Origin of the sequence: Pantoea sp. 9140 (genome assembly GCF_000745295.1) — a bacterium.
GTDB lineage: Bacteria > Pseudomonadota > Gammaproteobacteria > Enterobacterales > Enterobacteriaceae > Pantoea > Pantoea vagans.
This window is the reverse complement of sequence record NZ_JQNO01000001.1, coordinates 2226223-2246074: the sequence shown is the minus strand read 5'-3', so window position 1 is coordinate 2246074 and position 19852 is coordinate 2226223. Positions and strand designations below refer to the sequence as shown.

The following is a 19852-nucleotide window of genomic DNA, read 5'->3' as shown; positions in this document are numbered from 1 at the left end:
ATAAAGTGGAATCAGCTGACCACAAGGGGATGTTATGTCGCGATTACAACTTAAAGACAGCGATCTGCTGCGCCAGCAGGCGTTATTTGCCGGACGCTGGCAGGATGCACATCAGGGTGCCACGCTGCCGGTTACCGATCCCGCCACGGGCGAAACGCTGGCGACCATACCGGCGCTGGGCCGTGCGGAAACAGAGCAGGCGATAGCCTATGCGGAAACGGTTCGCATCAGCTGGGGAAAAACCACTAACGCCAGCCGTGCCGCGCTGCTGGAAAAATGGCATCAACTGATTATTGAACATGCTGACGACCTGGCGATCATCATGACCGCAGAGCAGGGCAAACCGCTGGCGGAAGCCAGAGGCGAAGTGCTCTACGGGGCCAGCTTTGTGAAATGGTTCGCGGAAGAGGCGCGCCGTGTCTATGGCGACACCATTCCCGCGCCCAGCGATGACCGGCGCATTCTGGTGCTGAAACAGCCGGTAGGCGTTGCCGCCGCCATCACTCCCTGGAACTTCCCGATTGCGATGATCACCCGTAAGGTGGCCCCCGCGCTGGCCGCCGGATGCCCGATTATCGTCAAACCCTCTGAATTAACGCCGCTCTCGGCACTGGCCCTCGCGGTGCTGGCAGAACGTGCCGGTTTTCCGTCAGGCGTATTACAGGTGCTGACCGGCCTGCCTACAGAGATCGGTGCGGCGCTGACTGGTAGCCGTACGGTGCGTAAAATCTCCTTCACCGGCTCGACCCGCATCGGGCAGTTATTAATGCAGCAAAGCGCTGACAGCATCAAACGTCTGAGCCTGGAGCTGGGCGGCAACGCGCCGCTGATCGTGTTTGATGATGCCGACATTGAGATTGCGGTCGCGGGCGTCATGCTCAGCAAGTTCCGCAACGCCGGGCAGACCTGCGTCTGCGCCAACAGAATTCTGGTGCAGCGTAACATCTATACGCGCTTCACCGCGCGACTGCTGGAGGCGGTCGCCACCCTGAAAGTGGGTGATGGCTTTGCGCCCGACAGCACCATGGGTCCGCTGATTACCCCCCGCGCGGTAGAAAAGGTGAATGGTCACATCGATGATGCGCTCAGCCAGGGTGCCACGCTGCTGACCGGCGGCATCAGCCAGGGCAACGGTACTTTTGTTCAGCCCACGGTGCTCGGCGAGGTCACGTCCAGCATGCGCATTGCTCATGAGGAGACATTCGGTCCGGTCGCGCCGCTGTTTATCTTTGATGATGAGGATGAGGCCATCGCAATGGCGAATGACACGCCCTACGGACTGGGCGCCTACTTCTTTACCGAAAATATCCGGCGTGCCTGGCGGGTGGCGGAAGCGTTGGAGTTTGGCATGGTCGGCTTTAATACCGGCGCGATTTCTCTTGAAGTTGCCCCCTTTGGAGGCGTGAAACTTTCCGGTATTGGCCGGGAAGGATCCCGCTACGGAATTGATGAATATCTGGAACAGAAAACTTTTCATATTGGCAGTCTGTAATTAAATATGACCAAAACGCCAGCCGGACGATCCGGCTGGCGTTTTTTTATGCCTGACGCACAGAATTATTTCCACGGCGTCAAATAATTCTCTTTAAAAAGTAAAGAATTTATCAGGGATGTGAGGCCGGTCGGTAAATCGGTGTGTCATGAGTGCAGAAGTGAGCAGCCTGAACCGGAATATCCGCTTTGGTGCAATTTCCGTGCAGGTTGCACCAGCAGGGCGCATAAATTTTGTGAAGTAAATCATCTGTTTAATTGTTCGGCAAATCCGCAAAAATTACCCCGGCAATACGGCAGAAAATTTTTTTGCGCTGTTTTAAACGCATTTTTATTTTTTGCCCGGCTGGCATACTTTCTGCATTAGCTTATTAACAGCGCAGAAATCGCCAGTTAAAAACGCTATTAAGCCAGCAACTGATGGGTGTTACAAATAAGGAATTCTTCCATGTTAAGTTTCGACCCTGAAAAAGTTTCTCTTCCGGCTGGCCATTATATTGGCGGCCAGCACTGCCAGAGTCAGGGCGCAGCCTTTGAGGTTAAACGTCCCTCTGATGGCAGGGGCTATGCCACGCTGCAGGACGCCACGCCGCAGGATGTTGATCGTGCCGTCACCGTGGCGCATCAGGCGCTGAAAACCAGCGGCTGGTCTGGCTGTCCGCCGCGTGAACGCGGTCGCGTGTTACGCCGCTGGGCTGACCTGATAGAGCAGGACGCGCTGCTGGCTCAGCTGGAAGCGCTGGGCTCAACCCGGCCCATCAGCGACGTGGTGCTGCACGAAATTCCGTTTACCGCCGAGGCGATTCGCTTTTACGCCGAATGCGCAGACAAATACAGCGGCGATCTCTTTCCCACCCGCGACAGCAGCCTCGGCATGCTGATTGCGGAACCCTATGGCGTCATCGCCGCGATTACCCCGTGGAATTTCCCGCTGTCGATGGCGTCGTGGAAATGCGGACCCGCGCTGGCAGCAGGCAATGCGGTGGTGCTGAAACCCTCTGAACTGACCCCGTTTTCGACGGTGCGCATGGCTGAACTGGCGATTCAGGCGGGCCTGCCAGCGGGCGTGCTGAACATTGTGCAGGGCAGTGGCGCGGTGACCGGCAGTGCGCTGGTGAAACATCCACTGGTGCGCAAAGTCTCGTTTACCGGCTCGACCCTGACCGGCGCGCGCATCATGAGCGATGCCGCGCAGCACGGCATGAAACCGGTGACGCTGGAGCTGGGCGGCAAAAGCCCGCAGCTGGTATTTGATGATGCGGGTGACCTTGAGGTGCTGGCTCAGCGCATTCTGCGCGGCTTCACTGCCAACGGCGGTCAGGCGTGCGTGGCGGGCACCCGTCTTATTGTGCAGCGCAACATTGCCGATCCGCTGGTTGAGCGGCTGGCCCAGCTTTGCCGGGAAGTGAAACCGGGCGTCACCTGGCAGGAGGGCAGCCGCTACGCGCCGCTGATCGATGAACGCCAGGGCAACAAAGTCTGCTCGGTCATTGAAGCCGCAAAAGCGCAGGGCGCAGAGGTGCTGGTGGGCGGAGAGCGCTTTGCCGACACGGACAACGGCTGGTTCTGGCAGCCGACGCTGCTGAGCCATGTGGCGCAGGATAACCCGGCGGTTCAGCAGGAGATTTTTGGTCCGGTGCTGACGGTACAGACGTTTGATGATGAAGAGCAGGGACTGGCGATGGCCGCCCACGACACCTACGGCCTCTGCGCCGGTGTCCACACCCTGAGCCTGCCGCGCGCGCTGCGGGCGATGCGAGCTATTGACGCAGGCACCGTCTGGATTAACCGCTATGGCCGCTCCGGCGACTTCATCATTCCTACCGGCGGTTTTCTCGGCTCCGGCATTGGCAAAGATTTAGGGCGTCAGGCGTTTCAGGCCTGCCAGCGCCAGAAGAGCGTACTCATCGATTTCTAAGCGCAACTGACAAGACGAGGGTGTTACATGGCACTGTTTAAACCGAAATTCATCACGTTTGACTGTTACGGCACGCTGATTCGCTTCGATATGGCCGGTGCGGCAGAACGCTGTTTCAGCGACCGCGTCGACCCTGAGGCCATGCACGCCTTCACCGCTGATTTTGCCAGTTACCGGCTGGATGAGGTGCTCGGCGCATGGAAACCTTATTACGACGTGGTTAGCAATGCCATCCAGCGCACCTGCAAAAAGTGGGGCGTTGAATGGGATAAAGCCGACAGCGACTTCATTTACACCGATTGCGCCAGCTGGGGTCCGCATCCCGACGTGCCGGCCGGGCTGGCGAAAGTCGCAAAAGAGTTCCCGCTGGTGCTGCTGACTAACTCCATGAAAGACCTGATCCCGCACCATATACCGCGTCTGGGCGCACCGATCCACATGACCATCACGGCGGAAGAAGCGGGTGCCTACAAACCGCAGATGAAGGGCTTCGAGTACATGCTGGATAAGCTTGACTGCGGCCCGGAAGAGATCCTGCACGTCTCCTCCAGCTTCCGCTATGACCTGATGACCGCCTACGATCTCGGCATCAAAAACAAAGTCTGGGTCAATCGCGGTCATGAACCGGCGAACCCGTACTACCAGTACACCGAAATCAAAGATATCGGCGGCCTGCCTGGCGTCGTCGGACTCTGAGGAACCCCCCATGAAACTGGAATCGTTCTGGCAGGCTACGGCTCCGGCCTTTGCCGGTGCTGCCCGCGAACCGTTGCCCGCCCAGGCGGAGGTGGTGGTAATTGGCGGCGGCTTCACCGGTGTCTCGGCAGCCCTTAACCTGGCGCGCAGCGGCATCAGCGTGGTGCTGCTGGAGAGTGGCGACGTCATGAGCCAGGCATCGGCGCGCAACGGCGGTCACTGCAATACCGGTGTGGCGCAGAACTTCGCCTCGCTGGTAGCGAGTCAGGGTCTGGAACAGGCCAGCCGCTTCTACCGGGCATTTGACGACGCCGTGAGCTACGTCCAGCAACTGATTCAGGATGAAGCGATCGACTGCGACTTCCGGCTGTGCGGCAAACTCAAGCTCGCCAGCAAAGCCTCGCATGTCGCCGGGCTTCGGGAGGCGTATGAACTGATGCGCCGCACCGTGGACCCGGAGATCGAACTGCTCGACAAAACGGCAGTGCGCGACGAGATCGCCAGCGACAAGTTCCACGGCGGCCTGCTGCAGAAGCGTGGCGGTCAGATGCACATGGGCAAATTTGGCATCGGGCTGGCTGAAGCCGCCGCGCGCAGCGGGGCGAAGATTTATCCGCATCATGCCGTGACGAAGTTAGAGCGACTGAAGGGCTATCAGCACCGGATTCACACTGCAAACGGCACCCTTCTGGCGGATAAGGTGCTGATGGCGACCGGCTGCTCCAACGTCGGCCCTTTTCCCTGGTTTCAGCGCCGCATCGTGCCGGTCGGCAGCTTTATCGTGGTGACCGAAGCACTCGACCCGGCGCTGCTGCGCCAGGTGCTGCCCAACAATCGGACCTACGTGACGTCGCTGAATATCGGCAACTACTTCCGCACCACTGCCGACAGCCGGCTGGTGTTTGGCGGCCGGGCGCGGTTTGCGGTCAGCAACCCGACCTCTGATTCGCGCAGCGGCGAGATCCTGCGCCACGCGATGACGCAGATGCTGCCGCAACTCGGCCAGGCAGCGCTGGATTACTGCTGGGGCGGCATGGTCGATATGACCGCCGACCGTCTGCCGCATGCGGGTGAACAGGATGGCCTCTTCTATTCGCTGGGCTACAGCGGCCACGGCACGCAGATGTCGGTGTGGATGGGACGGGTAATGGCCGATCTGCTGGCCGAAAAGCGCACTGAAAATCCCTGGCAGCGCGACGCATGGCCCGCGCTGCCCGGTTATCACGGCAAGCCATGGTTTTTACCGCTCGCAGGACTCTATTACAAAGCAAAGGATCGCCTTTCTTAACGTCCCGTCGGGTGCTGGCCGCCAGGTTGCCAGCACCGCCAGAACATGATCCCGGTTCGCCTGACTATTGAGGGTAGAGAGATGAGTAAATTTGATAATAACGACGCTGATGCGGTAAATCCGGCACTGACGCGCATGATCACCGAAGGCTCGCTGTCACGCCGCAGCCTGATGAAGATTCTTTCCGCCGGTGCGGTGATGAGCAGCGGGCTGGTGGGCTTTTCCGGGGCGGCACTGGCGGACGACAAGCCGGTCAAAGGCGGTAAACTGCGGGCGGCAATGTCGAATGCCTCCGCTACCGACACACTCGATCCGGCGAAAAGTAACAACAGCGCGGACTATACCCGTCAGTTTATGTTCTACAGCGGCCTGACCGAACTGGACAAAAACCTGATGGCGCAACCGGCGCTGGCCGAATCAGTGGAATCCAGCGACGGCATCACCTGGCATATTAAACTGCGGAAGGGCATCACCTTCCATGATGGCAAACCGCTGACCGCTAAAGACGTGATCTTCTCGCTCAGCCGACACAAAGATCCGGCCATCGCCTCAATCGCCTTTAAGCTGGCCGATCAGTTTAAAACCTTCAGCGCGGTCAATGATAATGAGGTGCAGCTGGAGCTGAACAACGCCAACTTTGACGTCCCTTACATGCTGGCGACGCCGCCGTTTTTGATTGTCAAAGACGGCACCACCGACTTCAGTAAAGGCATCGGCACCGGTCCGTTTGTCTGCAAAACCTTTATGCCAGGCACGCGCACCATTGGTACCAAAAATCCCAACTACTACAAGCCCGGTCTGCCGCATCTGGATGAGGTGGAGCTGATTGGCGTCACTGACAACGCGGCGCGTGTCAATGCCCTGATGTCGGGCGATCTGCAGATGGTCTCCACTCTGAGCGCCGCGGACTGCAAACGCATCAAAGCCAGCAGCGAGTTTGGCATACTGGAAAGCAAATCAGGCATGTACACCAACCTGATTATCCGTACCGACGTGAAGCCAGGTAACAATGAAGATTTTGTGCTGGCGATGAAATATCTGCAGCCGCGCGAAATGCTGGTGAAAACGGTACTGCAGGGTTACGGCGACGTCAGTAATGACACCCCGGTACCGCCGTGGCATCCGCTTTACAACGCCGATCTCAAACCGCGTCCGCTCGACATCGAAAAAGCGAAGTTCCACATTAAAAAAGCGGGCATGGCGGGCGCTACGGTAGAGATCATCACGACGCCCAACATTGAAGGGGCGAATGAAGGCGGGCAGATGATCCAGCAGCTGGCGCGCGGGGCGGGGCTGAACATAAAAGTGCGACGCGTGCCGTATGACGGTTACTGGTCTTCGCACTGGATGAAAGATCCGGTGGGATATGGCTCGATAAATCCGCGTCCGACGCTCGACATGCTCTTCTCACAGTTTTATCTCTCTACCGCACCGAATAACGAGTCGGGCTGGAAAAATCCGCAGTTTGATCAACTGGTGGTCGCCGCGCGCGGAGAACGCGATCAGGCAAAGCGCAAGCAGATGTATGGCGACATGCAGACGCTGATTTATGACCACTGCGGCACGATCATCCCGACCTTTATCAGCTCCACCGATGGCTACAACAAAAAGGTCAAAGGGGTCGAAGCCTGGCCGTCAGGCATGATGATGGGCTACCGCTTCCATGAGTTTGCCTGGCTGACCGCCTGATCTCAGCCTGTCCCATCAGGCTATTCATAAGGAGTTCGCCGATGAACCGATACATGCTGTTCCTGATTGCCCGGCGCATTGGCGCCGGCATCCTGACGTTGCTTATCGTCTCGGCGGTGGTGTTTTTCATCACCAGCCTGTTGCCGGGTGACGCGGCGCAGATGATCCTCGGCCAGAACGCCACGCCGGAAACGGTGGCGGCGTTACGGCAGCAGCTGGGTCTCGATCAGCCTCTACTGGTGCGCTATCTCCACTGGCTGACGGGTATGGTGCAGGGTGACTTTGGCATCTCGTTTGCCAGCCATCTGCCGGTCTCGCAGCTGGTGGCGCAGCGCATACCCGCCACCTTCGAACTGGCGGGCATCACCACGCTGATCTGCGTGCCGCTGGCGCTGATTATCGGCATTATCGCGGCGATGAACCGCGGTTCAAGGCTCGATCGGGCGCTGGTTATCGGCACCATGGCGACGGTGGCCGTGCCGGAGTTCCTGGTCGCGACCGTGGCGGTGTTGATTTTCGCCGTCAAACTGCACTGGGTGTCGGCGATGTCGTTCGGCAGTCCGGACAGCGACCTGCTGAGCTACCTCAAAGCCTATGCGCTGCCGGTGCTGACGCTCTGCTGCGTGCTGGTGGCGCAGATGGCCCGCATGACGCGGGCCGCCATTATCAATCAGCTCGACAGCCCCTACCTGGAGATGGCGCTGCTTAAAGGGGTGTCGCCGCTCCGCGCCGTGCTGCGTCATGCGCTGCCCAACGCGGTCGGACCCATCGCCAATGCGATCTCTCTCAGTCTCTCCTACCTGTTTGGCGGGGTGATCATCATCGAAACCATCTTCAGCTATCCCGGTCTGGCCAGCCAGCTGGTGGATGCGGTCAGCAACCGCGACCTGCCGGTGGTTCAGCTTTGCGTGATGCTGTTCGCCGCCTGCTACCTGGTTCTGCTGCTGGCGGCCGACATTCTGACTATCGCCTTTAACCCGAAATGGAGAAGCGCATGAATACACTCTTGTTGCCCTGGCGTTTCTTACAGTCGCTCTCCTGGTCGGGCCGGCTGGGTCTGATCATGTCGCTGTTCTGGCTGCTGATGGCGGTGTTTGGCACGCCACTGGCCCCGCACAGCATTGATGACATCGGCGGCGGCCCGCTGATGGGCGGCATGACGGCCGATAACCTGCTGGGGACCGACTACCTGGGGCGCGACATGCTGAGCCGTATCCTCTACGGCGCGAAGTTCTCCATCGGCCTGGCGCTGAGTGCGGCGCTGCTGGCCAGCCTGATCGGCACGCTGCTGGCCCTGCTGGCGGCGGTAACGGGACGCTGGCTGGAGGAGCTGCTGGGACGCGTCAACGATGCCCTGCTGGTGCTGCCGGGCAAGGTACTGTCGCTGATGATTGTCGCGGTGTTTGGCTCCTCGCTGCCCATGCTGATCCTGACGGCGGTGTTCACCTACTGGCCGGGCGCATTCCGCATTGCTTTTGCCATGGCCAGCTCGCTGCGCAGCATGGACTACGTCCGGGCGTCACGGCTGCGGGGCGAAAGCCGCTGGTATATCGCCATTCACGATATCCTGCCTAACATGGTGCACCCGATGCTGACGGACTTTGGCCTGCGCTTTGTCTACATCGTGCTGCTGCTGAGCGGCCTGAGCTTCCTCGGCCTGGGGGTACAGCCGCCGTACGCCGACTGGGGCACGCTGGTACGTGAAAATATGCAGGGGCTGTTTGATGGCTCGCCCGCGGTACTGATGCCCGCACTGGCGATTGCCAGCCTGACCATTGGTGCCAACCTGTTTATTGACAGCCTGCAGGCGATGCGTCCGATGACGCTGGCGAAGGAGGGAGCATGAACGTGACACCACATACCGCTATGCCGGTGATTTCGGTAGATAAACTGCGCGTCACCGCGCAGACCGATCGCGGTGAAGAGCTCGACCTTGTGTCGGATATTCACTTCACGGTGCAGAAGGGCGAGGTACTGGCGCTGATTGGCGAATCCGGCTCCGGAAAAACCACCATCGCCATGGCACTGATGGGCTATGCCCGCAACGGCTGCCGCATCGCTGAGGGCAATATTCACGTTGCCGGCACCGATGTGAACAGTCTGTCACCGGGCCAGCTGCGCGCGTTTCGCGGCAACAAGGTCGCCTATATCGCCCAGAGCGCCGCGGCGTCATTTAATCCGGGGATGAAGATCCTCGACCAGGTGATTGAGCCGGTGGTTATTCACGGCACGATGACCCGCAAAGACGCGAAAGCCAAAGCGATTGGCCTGTTCCGTGAGCTGGCGTTGCCCAATCCCGAGACCATTGGCGACCGGTTCCCGCACCAGGTGTCGGGCGGTCAGTTACAGCGTCTGATGACGGCGATGGCGCTGATTGGCGATCCTGACGTCGTGATCCTGGATGAGCCCACGACCGCACTGGATGTCACCACGCAGGTGGAAGTGCTGAAGGCGTTTCGCCGCGTGGTGGTGCAGCGCGGCGTCACCGCGATCTACGTCAGTCACGATCTGGCCGTGGTGGCACAGATGGCTGACCGGATTCTGGTGCTGCTGCGCGGTAAAATGGCGGAGTATGGCAGCACCGCGCACCTGATTGGCGCGCCGCAGGCGGAGTACACCCGGCTGCTGATGGAAGCGGCGCGGCAGAAAGAGCGGTCCAGCAACTGGTGTCCGGCTGCCGCCGATATTCAGCCGCTGCTGGAAGTGCGCGATCTTAACGCCGGTTACGGCCCGCGCGACAGCGACGGCCAGCCGAAAATACGTATTCTGGAGGAGATTAACCTTAAGCTGTGGAAAGGGCAGGCGATTGGCATCATCGGCGAGTCAGGCTCCGGCAAAACGACGCTGGCTCATGCAATTGCAGGTCTCAACGCGCCGAGCCACGGGCATATCCTGTTTAACGGCCACTATATTGCCGGCGATATGCAGAAACGTCCTGACAACGAGCTGCGGCGCATTCAGTATGTATTCCAGATGGCAGATACCGCGCTGAATCCGGCCCATAGCGTTGAGCGCATCCTGTCGCGACCGCTGACGCTGTTTCATGGCCTGAGCGGGGCAGCCCGGCAGCAGCGACTTTATCAGCTGCTGGATCTGGTGCAACTGCCGCGCAGCGTGCTGTGGCGGCGTCCCTGGGCGCTCTCCGGCGGTCAGAAGCAGCGCGTCAATCTGGCGCGTGCGCTGGCAGCGGAGCCGGATCTGATTTTGTGCGATGAAGTGACCTCGGCGCTGGATACTGTGGTCGCCGCCGCCGTCCTCGACTTAATCAGCGAACTGCGCCGTGAGCTGGGGCTCTCGGTGATCTTCATCAGCCACGATATGCATGCGGTGCGCGCGGTGTGCGACGAAATTGTGGTGATGAAAAGCGGTCGCATCGTCACCCAGCTGGCACGCAATGACTACGACAAGCCGACCAGCGAGTTGTATTTCGAGCGGCTGAAACGCGCGGTGCCGGAGCTGCGGCAGGGCTGGCTGGATGAACATGAAGAGATTTTAAAAGCGGAGTGAGTGGCCGCTGAGCCTTACGGGCAACTGAATTTATCCGTCTGCGCAGTACTGATGTGCAAGGCAGGCGGCGTGGGTCAGCGTACAGCGGCGATGTCGCCGTGCGCCAGACCCGATACTGACAACAGAGGTCATCTTGTTATGCCCGCACCGATTCGTTATGTACAGGACAGTGCTGACTTTCCCGATTCCGCCGATGTGGTGGTGATTGGCGCCGGTATCGCCGGTGCCGCCGCCACCTGGGAGCTGGCGAAGCAGGGAGTGAAGGTGGTGCTGATTGAAAAAGGGCTGGTTGGCGCTGAGCAGTCGAGCCGCAACTGGGGCTGGTGCCGCCAGCAAAACCGCGATGAGCGTGAATTGCCGCTGATTATCTATGCGCTGCAACGCTGGGGTGAGCTAAGTGAAGAAACCGGTGAAGAGCTGGGTTTCCGCCGCAGCGGGCTGGTCTACGCCACCCAGGAAGAGTCGGATATCGCGGCCTGGGATAAGTGGAACCAGATGGCGAAAGGCTATGGCATGCGCAGTTCGATTCTCACCGCAGAGCAGGCTAAAGCAATGACGCCCGGCAGCACCACAAACTGGCTGGGCGGTCTCTCGTCGCCGACCGATGGTCACGCCGAGCCGCGCCTGGCCGCACCGGGGCTGGTGGCGGGCGCGCAGAAAAAGGGTGCACTGCTGTTTCAGCAGTGCGCAGTCCGCGGGCTGGATATTGCCGCCGGACGGGTCAGCGGCGTCTGGACCGAGCGCGGTTTGATCAAAACCAGCCGGGTTATCTGTGCCGCCGGGGCCTGGACCTCCATGTTCTGCCGTCGTCACGGCATCGACCTGCCGCTGGGCAACGTGATTGGCACTGCCTTCCGCACGCAGCCTATTGAGCAGGCGATCGCCATGCCGCTCTACACACCGGGCTTTGCCTGTCGCCCACAAATGGATGGCAGCTATACCGTCTCAGTCTCAGGCCGCGGACGTCTTGAGCCGGGCGCTCAGGGGCTGCGCTATGCCCGTCAGTTCTATCCGACCTTTAAAAGCCGCCGAAAGAATCTGACCCTGAATCTCGGCCTGTCACCGTTCTTCAATGGCCCTGAAGCGATGGGGGGCTGGTCATTCGACCGCGAGTCGCCGTTTGAGCGGATGCGCATTCTCGATCCGGCAGCGGATGCAAAAATCGTGGAAGAGGGCCTGGCGGCAATGCGGCGTGAATATCCGGCGCTGGCGAATCTCCGGCTGGCGCAGTCGTGGGGCGGCATGATTGACAGCACCCCGGACGCGATTCCGGTGATCTCAACCGTGGCGAAACTGCCGGGGCTGGTGCTCTCGGCGGGTTACAGCGCCCACGGCTTCGGTATCGGACCCGGTGCCGGACGACTGGCTGCCGACCTGGCGACCGAAGCCACACCCATCGTTGATCCTCAGCCGTACCGCTACAGCCGTCTGGTTGACGGCAGCGGACTTGACACGCCAGGCATGATGTAAGGAGAACGCGAATGAGCCTGACAATACGCGCAATGACGCCAGATGATATTGAAACGTGTTTCACCTTAACCCAGGTGCTGAAATGGCCCCATCGCCGTGAAGACTGGCAGCTGGCGCTGCAGCTGGGCGAGGGCACGGTAATAGAAGAGCAGGGCAAACTGATTGGCAGCGCAGTACTCTGGCGCTGGGGTGACCATGCCGCCACGGTGGGACTGGTGATTATCGATAACCAGCAGCAGGGACGCGGCCTGGGCAAGCAGCTGATGCTGGCACAGCTGGAAAAAGTGCCCGACGTTAACGTGCGTCTGCACGCCACCGAAATGGGCAAAGGGCTGTATGAAAAGCTCGGCTTTGTCAGCTGTGGTGAGATCCGCCAGCACCAGACGCGTGCCGTGACCACGCTGCCAGAGGTGGTGATCCCCGCAGGGCTGAAACTGCGCCCGGCGACGGCTGCCGATCACGGCATGCTGGTGACGCTGGATCAGCTGGCACACGGCATGCATCGCCCGGCGCTGATCGACCACCTGCTTCGCGACAGCCAGACAGTGATTTTAGAGGATGCGCAGCAGCAGATTCAGGGCTTCGCCAGCCTGCGCCGCTTTGGTCACGGCTGGGCAATTGGCCCGGTGATCGCAGCAGACTTTCCGGCCGCTCAGGCACTGGTCGCCTCGCTGATGCAGTCGCTGCAGGGTGAATTTCTGCGCATCGATACCGACGCCGCGCTGCCGATGGCGGGGTGGCTTGAAAGTCTTGGTATTCCTCAGGTCGATGCGCCCACCACCATGGTGCGCGGCACGCCCTGGACGCCGCAGGGTATGCAGGCATTTGGACTGATGACGCAGGCGATGGCCTGATGCATATCGTCTATAAATCGGAGCCGGAACGAGGCCGGATCTGGCAGCGCTGGCTGGCCGAGCATGCGCCTGACATTCAGCTGCATCTCTGGCCGGAGACCGGTGATCCGGAGCAGGTTGAAGCGCTGGTCGCCTGGCAGCCACCCGAAGATATTCCGGCGCTGTTTCCCCGGCTGAAACTGCTGTTCTCGGTGGGGGCGGGTGCCGACCAGTTTGACTTCAGCGCGCTGCCGCCAGACCTGCCTGTGATAAGAATGATCGAGCCGGGCCTGACGCAGGGCATGGTGGAATATGTCACCTTCGCGGTGCTCGGTCTGCATCGCGACATGCCGCGCTATTTTCATCAGCAACGGCAGCAGCAGTGGCAGCCTCATGCAGCCATACCTGCCGGGCAGCGTCGGGTCGGCGTGATGGGGCTGGGCGAACTGGGGCAGGCCGCGTTAGCGCGGCTGGTGGCGCTGGGCTTTGACTGCGCAGGCTGGAGCCGCACACCGCGCGAGTGCCCCGGCGTGCGCTGCTGGTACGGCAATGATCAACTCGCTGACTTCCTGGCGCACAGCGAGATTCTGGTCTGCCTGCTTCCGCTGACCGACACCACCCAGGGTTTACTGAATCAGTCGCTGTTCAGCCAGCTACCGCACGGCGCGGCGCTGGTGCAGGCCGGGCGCGGCCCGCAGCTGAATGATGATGATCTGCTGAGGGCACTGGAGAGCGGTCAGCTGCGTGCCGCCGTCGTTGACGTCACCGATCCGGAGCCGTTACCGCCGGGCCATCCCTTCTGGCACCATCCCGCCATCTGGCTGACGCCGCACATTGCCAGCCAGACGCAGAATGAGAGCGCCATTGCGGCCCTGCTGGAGAACCTGCGGCGCTACCAGCGTGGCGAGCCGCTGCACGGTGAGATTGACCGTTCGCGAGGATATTAAGATGGAACATTTAGTCGCACTGCGCCGCGACCTGCATGCGCACCCGGAACTGGGTTTTCAGGAGCAGCGCACCAGCGACATCGTGGCGAACTTCCTGCACCAGCTGGGCATTGAGGTGCATCGCGGCATCGGTAAAACCGGCGTGGTCGGGATACTGAAGAAGGGCAGCAGTGAACGCATGATTGGCCTGCGCGCCGACATGGATGCGCTGCCGATGCAGGACCAGAGCGGCACGGAATGGCAAAGTCAGGCAGAGCAGGTGAGTCATGCCTGTGGCCACGACGGCCATATGGTGATGCTGCTGGGTGCCGCTGAAAAACTGGCGCGGGACGTCAGCTTTGACGGCAGCGTCTGCTTTATCTTCCAGCCAGCCGAAGAGGGACTGGCGGGTGCAAAAGCGATGATCGACGACGGTCTGTTCAGCCGCTTTCCCTGTGAGGCGGTCTACGCCATTCACAACTGGCCGGAACTGCCGCTCGGTCAGGTAGAGACCCGCCCTGGCCCGATTATGGCAGCAGCCGACCGCTTTGATATCCGGGTGCTGGGCGGCGGCGGTCACGCCGCGCAGCCTCACCTGACGCGTGACACTTTGCTGGCGACCAGTGAACTGGTGGTGCAGCTCAATACGCTGGTTTCACGCGCTTTGGATCCGTGCGAAACCGCGCTGCTTACCGTCACACGGATGCAGGGCGGCTTTTCACACAACATGATCCCGGCCGAGGCGAGTATCACCGGCACGGTGCGTACCTTCAGCCCGGCGGCGCAGGATACGATTGAAGCACGGCTGCGCCAGATGGCGGAGCACGTCACGGCGGCTCATGGGTTGCACGCAGAAGTGAGCTATCAGCGTTACTACCCGGCGACGATGAACAGCGCGACGGAAGCGCAGTTTTGCCTGGAGGCGCTGACGCAGGCAGGCATCCCGGCTGACACCGCGGCCAGACCCGCGCTCACCTCGGAAGATTTCGCTTTTATGCTGCAGGCGCGGCCCGGTGCCTATCTGTGGCTGGGATCGGCACCCTGCAAGCCATTGCACCATGCCGCATATGACTTCAACGATGCGCTGATCCCGTATGGCGTTAACGTTTTTGTCGCGCTGGTACGTCAGGCGCTGGCAGAGAAATTTCCCTGCTGAATGCAGCGGGATTTTGACAGGAAATGCCGCTGCCTGGGGAATTACGGCAGCGTGAGAAACCAGCGGGTTGCGATACTTGAGCCAACCGAACGTTACGTGGATGAGGGTTTAAAATGCAGAATGTCATGGCAGAGCAGCAAGCATACTCCGATAACAGCCTGTTACTGGATGCACGCGAGCAGAACGTGCCGCGCGGTGTAGTGACCGCCCATCCGCTGGTGATTGAACGCGCCAGAGGCAGTGAAGTGTGGGACGTTGAGGGCAATCGCTATCTCGACTTTGTTGGCGGCATCGGCGTGCTGAATGTCGGCCACAATCACCCGGCGGTAGTCAATGCGGTGACCCGCCAGCTTGGTCTGGTGTCACACGCCTGTTTTCAGGTGGTGGCCTATCCGGGCTACATTGAGCTGGCGCAGCGGCTGAACAAACTGGTGGGCGGCGATGAGGCGTACAAAAGTGTCTTCTTCACCAGCGGCGCGGAAGCGGTGGAAAATGCGGTGAAGATTGCCCGCTCTCACACCCAGCGCCCCGGCATTATCGCGTTTGATGGCGCGTTTCATGGCCGCACCCTGCTGGGCATTACCCTGACCGGCATGTCCGCGCCATACAAACAGAATTTTGGCCCGTTCCCCGGCGACATCTATCGTCTGCCCTTCCCGAATCCACTGCACGGCGTGACGGAAGCGGACTGTCTGAAGGCGCTGGATCAACTGTTCGCGGTGCAGATCCTGCCGGAGCGTGTGGCGGCGATTATCATCGAGCCGGTTCAGGGCGACGGCGGCTTCCTGCCAGCCGGACCAGCCTTTATGCAGGCGCTGCGTCGCATTACCAGCCAGCACGGCATTCTGCTGATTTGTGATGAAGTGCAGTCCGGCTTCGGACGTACCGGCACGATGTTCGCCTTCCAGCAACTGGGTATCAAACCGGATTTGATCACTCTGGCAAAAAGCCTGGGCGGCGGTCTGCCGATTTCCGGCGTGGTGGGACGGGCGGCGATCATGGATGCGCCTACGCCTGGCGGCTTAGGCGGCACCTACGGCGGCAACGCACTGGGCTGTGCGGCAGCGCTGGCGGTGCTGGACCTGTTTGAACAGGAGAACCTGCTGCAGCGTTCCTGTCAGCTCGGCGAACAGCTCAATGCCCGTCTGCGACAGCTGGCGGATAAATATGCCTGCATTGGTGACGTGCGCGGCGTGGGCTTTATGCAGGCGGTGGAGATTCTCGATTTCGAAACCGGTCGTCCCGATGCGTCACTGACTCAGAAGATCCTCGACAGCGCCTGTCAGGAAGGCCTGCTGCTGATCAAGTGCGGCCTGCATCGCAACACCATCCGTTTCCTGGCACCGCTGGTCACCACCGACTCACAGCTGGAAGAGGCGCTGCATATTTTCGATATTGCGCTGGCCCGTGCCACCGGTCGGCTGGGTTAAGCCGCATTCCTCATTGATTTTGTTAGAGTAATTTGAAAATCTCCCGCTGGTATAACCACTGCGAAGCGCTGGCGCGTTTACGGTAAAGCATGTTATATCTTCGGGAGGTTCTGAACATTTGATTGAGCGCCTGGCCCAACAGGCTCTGACAATGAGGGGGGTGCTATGAACGGCTTAATGAAACTCGACCGCATCGACATCAACATCCTGGTGCAACTCCAGAAAGATGGCCGTATCAGCAACGTTAACCTCGCCGACGCCGTAGGCCTCTCGCCCAGCCCCTGTCTGCAACGGGTCAAACGTCTGGAACAGGCCGGTTTTATCACCGGTTATGAAGCGCACATTAATCTCACCCGCATCACCGATTCAGTGACCGTCTTTACCGAAGTCACCCTGTCCGGCCATCGCCGCGAAGACTTTATGAAATTTGAAAGTGCGATGCGCGACGTCGATGAACTGATGGAGTGCCATCTGATCACCGGCGGCTATGACTATCTGCTGCGCTTTATTACCCGCAGCATTGAACATTACCAGGAAGTGATTGAGAAGATGCTCGACGCGCAGATCGGCATCGATAAGTACTTCAGCTATATCGTCATCAAATCCCCCATCATGAAAAGCAGCGTGCCGTTACGATCGCTCATCGGCAAACATAACTCAGTCGAATTCGGCGTATAACGGGTTGTCGCCCCTCGCCACCTTCCCGGTGGAGAGGTGGAGAGGGCGGCCACACGCATTGTCTCTGTCTGCTGTTCACCACACCCGCCTTTGCTCACAGACCGGCTTCCTGCCTCTTTAACCTTTGCGATTTTTCTCTCAGCATAAAATTTTTTCCCTGCCCAAAATTCAGTCGCTCTGTCCGGTTTTGTCGCGTGCTACGGCCTCAATCGTTGAGCGAACCCTTTTACACTGAATTCAACCGATACAAGGAGTTGTCATGGACTCATTACAGATTGCTGACCAGCAGTGGCAGCGCGATGCGTTCACTGTCTCTACCGATCGCCAGCGGCTCGATCTGGCCTGGATCCACATTCAGCTGGCGGAGAAGTCGTACTGGGCTAAAGGCCAGCCGGAAGCGAAAACCCGGCGGGCGATTGCCGGTTCGCTGCCGTTTGGCCTCTATCACCAGCAGGCACAGATTGGCTTTGCCCGACTGATCACCGACTACACCCGCTTTGGCTGGCTGTGCGACGTGATGATTGATGAAAACTGGCGTGGTCACGGGCTGGGCAGCTGGCTGGCGACCTGCGTCCGGGAACACCCGGAGCTGCAAACGGTGCATCGCTGGATGCTCTCGACCCAGGATGCGCATCAGGTCTACCAGCGGCTCGGCTGGCGTGTGGTGCAACATCCCGAGACGCTGATGGAATTTCCCCCTTCCTGACACTGGAGTTAACCCGATATGCGATACCGCGTTGGCGTGGATATTGGTGGTTCCTTTACCGATTTCGCCGTGCTCGATCAGCAAACGAACCAGATCCACACCCTGAAGGTCCTGTCGCGACCGGACAAGCCCGGCAGTGAAATCCTGACCGGACTGGCGCAGTTTCAGCAGCAGCAGGGCATTGATCCCGCTGAAATTGGCTACTTCACTCACGGCACCACGGTAGGCATCAACGCGGTGATCCAGCGGCGCGGCGTGCGGCTGGCGTTGTTTGCCACCGAGGGCTTCTGCGATGTGCTGGAGCTGGCCCGGCTGAAAATCCCGCATATCCATGATCTTTTCTCACGTCGTGCCGCACCGCTGATTACCCGCGACAGGGTATTTGCCATCCGTGAACGCAGCGACGCGCAGGGCAATATACTGCAACCCGTGGATCGCCAGAGCGTGCTCGACGCTATCGATCAGGCACGCGCCGCCGGCTGTCAGGGCATCGTGGTCTCGCTGCTGCACAGCTATCGCAACCGGCACAATGAAGCGGCGGTAAAAGCGATTATCGATGAGGTGGCGCCTGAACTGCTGACCTCCTGTTCCGCCGACATCTGGCCGATTATCCGCGAATATGAACGCACCATTACCGCCACCATCAACGCCTACGTGCAGCCGATGGTGATCCACTACCTGGAATCCTTTGAGCAGGCACTGCAACGGCTCGGCGTGAAGCCGCCGCCGCGCATTACCAAATCCAACGGCGGGGTGATGGGCGTTGACCAGGCGAAGCGCGAATGCGTGCAGATGGTGCTCTCCGGCACCGCCTCAGGGGTGATTGGCGCCAGCTATCTCGCCAGCACCTGCGGTTTTGACAAAATTCTCAGCCTGGATATCGGCGGCACCAGCGCCGACGTGGCGGTGATCATCGACGGCAAGGTGGCGCAGGGCAACGGCGAGATTATCGGGGATTTCCCGATCTTTATTCCTTCTGTCGCTGTGACCTCGGTGGGTCAGGGCGGCGGCTCGCTGGCGTGGATTGATGGGCAGGGCGTATTGCAGATGGGGCCGGACAGCGCCGGTTCGCTGCCGGGTCCGGTCTGCTTCCAGCGCGGCGGCACGCAGCCGACCGCCACCGATGCCTTTGCCGCCTGCGGCATGATGGGCCACGGTGCGCTGGGTTATGACGCGGTGACGGTGGATGTCGCCGCCGCCTGTTCGGCCTGGCAGCCGCTGGCGGATGCGCTCGCTATTTCGGTCGAAGAAACCGCCGAAACCGCTATCCAGCTGGCCATCTCCAGCATGTACAGCGACACCAGCGGCCTGCTGTCGCGCTTTGGCCTCGATCCCCGTGAATTCTGGTTCCTTGCCTTTGGCGGCGCGGGGCCGATGATGGGCTGTTTTCTCGCCCGCGAACTGAACATGAAAGGGGTGATCGTGCCGCCGACGCCGGGCGTGCTCTCCGCGCTGGGCGGGCTGGTGGCGGACATCCGCAACGACTTTATCCGTACGCTCTACGGCGATCTGACGCCTGCGCTGGCCGACACCTTAGCCAGTGAAGCCGAAGCCTTGCAGCAGCGCGCCTGCGGCTGGCTGGCGCAGGAGCACGGCAGCGACATGTCATACAGCCTGCAGTTCAGCGCGGATATGCGCTATCGCGGTCAGTCGTTTGAGATCGACGTGCCGCTGGAGGCGAGCTGGCTGACGCAGGCGGACTTCGCTGCGCTGCATGATGCCTTTGATCGCCAGCATCAACAGCTGTTTGGTCATTGTGACCCGCAGGCACCGGTGCAGTTGATCAACCTGCGGCTGGTCATCGCCTCGCCGACGCCGAAACCGGTGATCAACACACTTCCCCCCGCCACAGCACCCGTACCGGTGCTGAAACAGACCCGAGCCTGGATCGACAGCGGCTGGCATCAGGTCGATTTAGTGCTGCGTTCGATGCTGCGCGCCGGACATCAGCTCAGTGGGCCGGTCATCATCGCCCAGGACGATTGCACCACCTGCGTGCCGCCCGGCATGGGCGTCACGGTCGATTCATTCGGTAACCTGCTGATCACGGCGAACGAGGCATAA

At 60.4% G+C, this 19852-nt stretch carries 16 protein-coding genes; all 16 read left to right on the top strand.

The genetic code is table 11. The annotated features are described in order from the left end of the window. Positions 1-34 precede the first annotated feature (34 nt). Positions 35-1492: an NAD-dependent succinate-semialdehyde dehydrogenase gene (locus tag FA92_RS10585; RefSeq protein ID WP_033783479.1), complete on the top strand. Its 1458-nt coding sequence runs from the start codon at positions 35-37 to the stop codon at positions 1490-1492. Between the two features lie 447 nt (positions 1493-1939). Continuing rightward, positions 1940-3409, top strand: coding sequence for an aldehyde dehydrogenase family protein (locus FA92_RS10580; protein ID WP_013358376.1), 1470 nt, complete (start codon positions 1940-1942; stop codon positions 3407-3409). A 27-nt stretch (positions 3410-3436) separates the two neighbouring features. After that, positions 3437-4105, top strand: coding sequence for a haloacid dehalogenase type II (locus FA92_RS10575; RefSeq protein WP_013358375.1), 669 nt, complete (start codon positions 3437-3439; stop codon positions 4103-4105). Positions 4106-4115: 10 nt separating this feature from the next. Beyond that, positions 4116-5393: an FAD-binding oxidoreductase gene (locus FA92_RS10570; RefSeq protein WP_033783477.1), complete on the top strand. Its 1278-nt coding sequence runs from the start codon at positions 4116-4118 to the stop codon at positions 5391-5393. A gap of 81 nt (positions 5394-5474) precedes the next feature. Beyond that, positions 5475-7082, top strand: a complete 1608-nt coding sequence (locus FA92_RS10565; RefSeq protein ID WP_033783476.1) for an ABC transporter substrate-binding protein — start codon at positions 5475-5477, stop codon at positions 7080-7082. 41 nt (positions 7083-7123) lie between these two features. Further along, positions 7124-8080 carry an ABC transporter permease gene (locus FA92_RS10560; protein WP_013358372.1) on the top strand — a complete coding sequence of 319 codons (957 nt, stop codon included), beginning with the start codon at positions 7124-7126 and terminating at the stop codon, positions 8078-8080. Next, the gene (locus FA92_RS10555) at positions 8077-8928 is read left to right on the top strand and encodes an ABC transporter permease (RefSeq protein WP_013358371.1); all 852 of its coding nucleotides are present in this window, start codon (positions 8077-8079) and stop codon (positions 8926-8928) included. Before FA92_RS10560 ends, FA92_RS10555 begins: the two co-directional genes overlap by 4 nt. Next, positions 8925-10589, top strand: coding sequence for an ABC transporter ATP-binding protein (locus FA92_RS10550; protein WP_033783475.1), 1665 nt, complete (start codon positions 8925-8927; stop codon positions 10587-10589). Before FA92_RS10555 ends, FA92_RS10550 begins: the two co-directional genes overlap by 4 nt. 138 nt (positions 10590-10727) lie before the next feature. Then, positions 10728-12059: an FAD-binding oxidoreductase gene (locus tag FA92_RS10545; protein WP_033783473.1), complete on the top strand. Its 1332-nt coding sequence runs from the start codon at positions 10728-10730 to the stop codon at positions 12057-12059. An 11-nt stretch (positions 12060-12070) separates the two neighbouring features. Next, positions 12071-12913, top strand: a complete 843-nt coding sequence (locus FA92_RS10540; protein WP_033783471.1) for a GNAT family N-acetyltransferase — start codon at positions 12071-12073, stop codon at positions 12911-12913. Further along, positions 12913-13839: a glyoxylate/hydroxypyruvate reductase A gene (locus FA92_RS10535; protein ID WP_033783470.1), complete on the top strand. Its 927-nt coding sequence runs from the start codon at positions 12913-12915 to the stop codon at positions 13837-13839. The genes FA92_RS10540 and FA92_RS10535 overlap by 1 nt, the downstream gene beginning before the upstream one ends. Position 13840: 1 nt before the next feature. Further along, the gene (locus FA92_RS10530) at positions 13841-14974 is read left to right on the top strand and encodes a M20 aminoacylase family protein (RefSeq protein WP_013358366.1); all 1134 of its coding nucleotides are present in this window, start codon (positions 13841-13843) and stop codon (positions 14972-14974) included. A 113-nt stretch (positions 14975-15087) separates the two neighbouring features. Continuing rightward, entirely contained in the window at positions 15088-16404 is a 1317-nt protein-coding gene (gene gabT, locus FA92_RS10525; protein WP_033783468.1) for a 4-aminobutyrate--2-oxoglutarate transaminase, read from the top strand. A gap of 165 nt (positions 16405-16569) precedes the next feature. Then, positions 16570-17082, top strand: coding sequence for an Lrp/AsnC family transcriptional regulator (locus tag FA92_RS10520; protein WP_010247853.1), 513 nt, complete (start codon positions 16570-16572; stop codon positions 17080-17082). A gap of 259 nt (positions 17083-17341) precedes the next feature. Further along, positions 17342-17788: a GNAT family N-acetyltransferase gene (locus FA92_RS10515; RefSeq protein ID WP_033783466.1), complete on the top strand. Its 447-nt coding sequence runs from the start codon at positions 17342-17344 to the stop codon at positions 17786-17788. Positions 17789-17806: 18 nt separating this feature from the next. Next, on the top strand, positions 17807-19852 hold the full coding sequence (locus tag FA92_RS10510; protein ID WP_033783465.1) for a hydantoinase/oxoprolinase family protein: 2046 nt from the start codon (positions 17807-17809) through the stop codon (positions 19850-19852).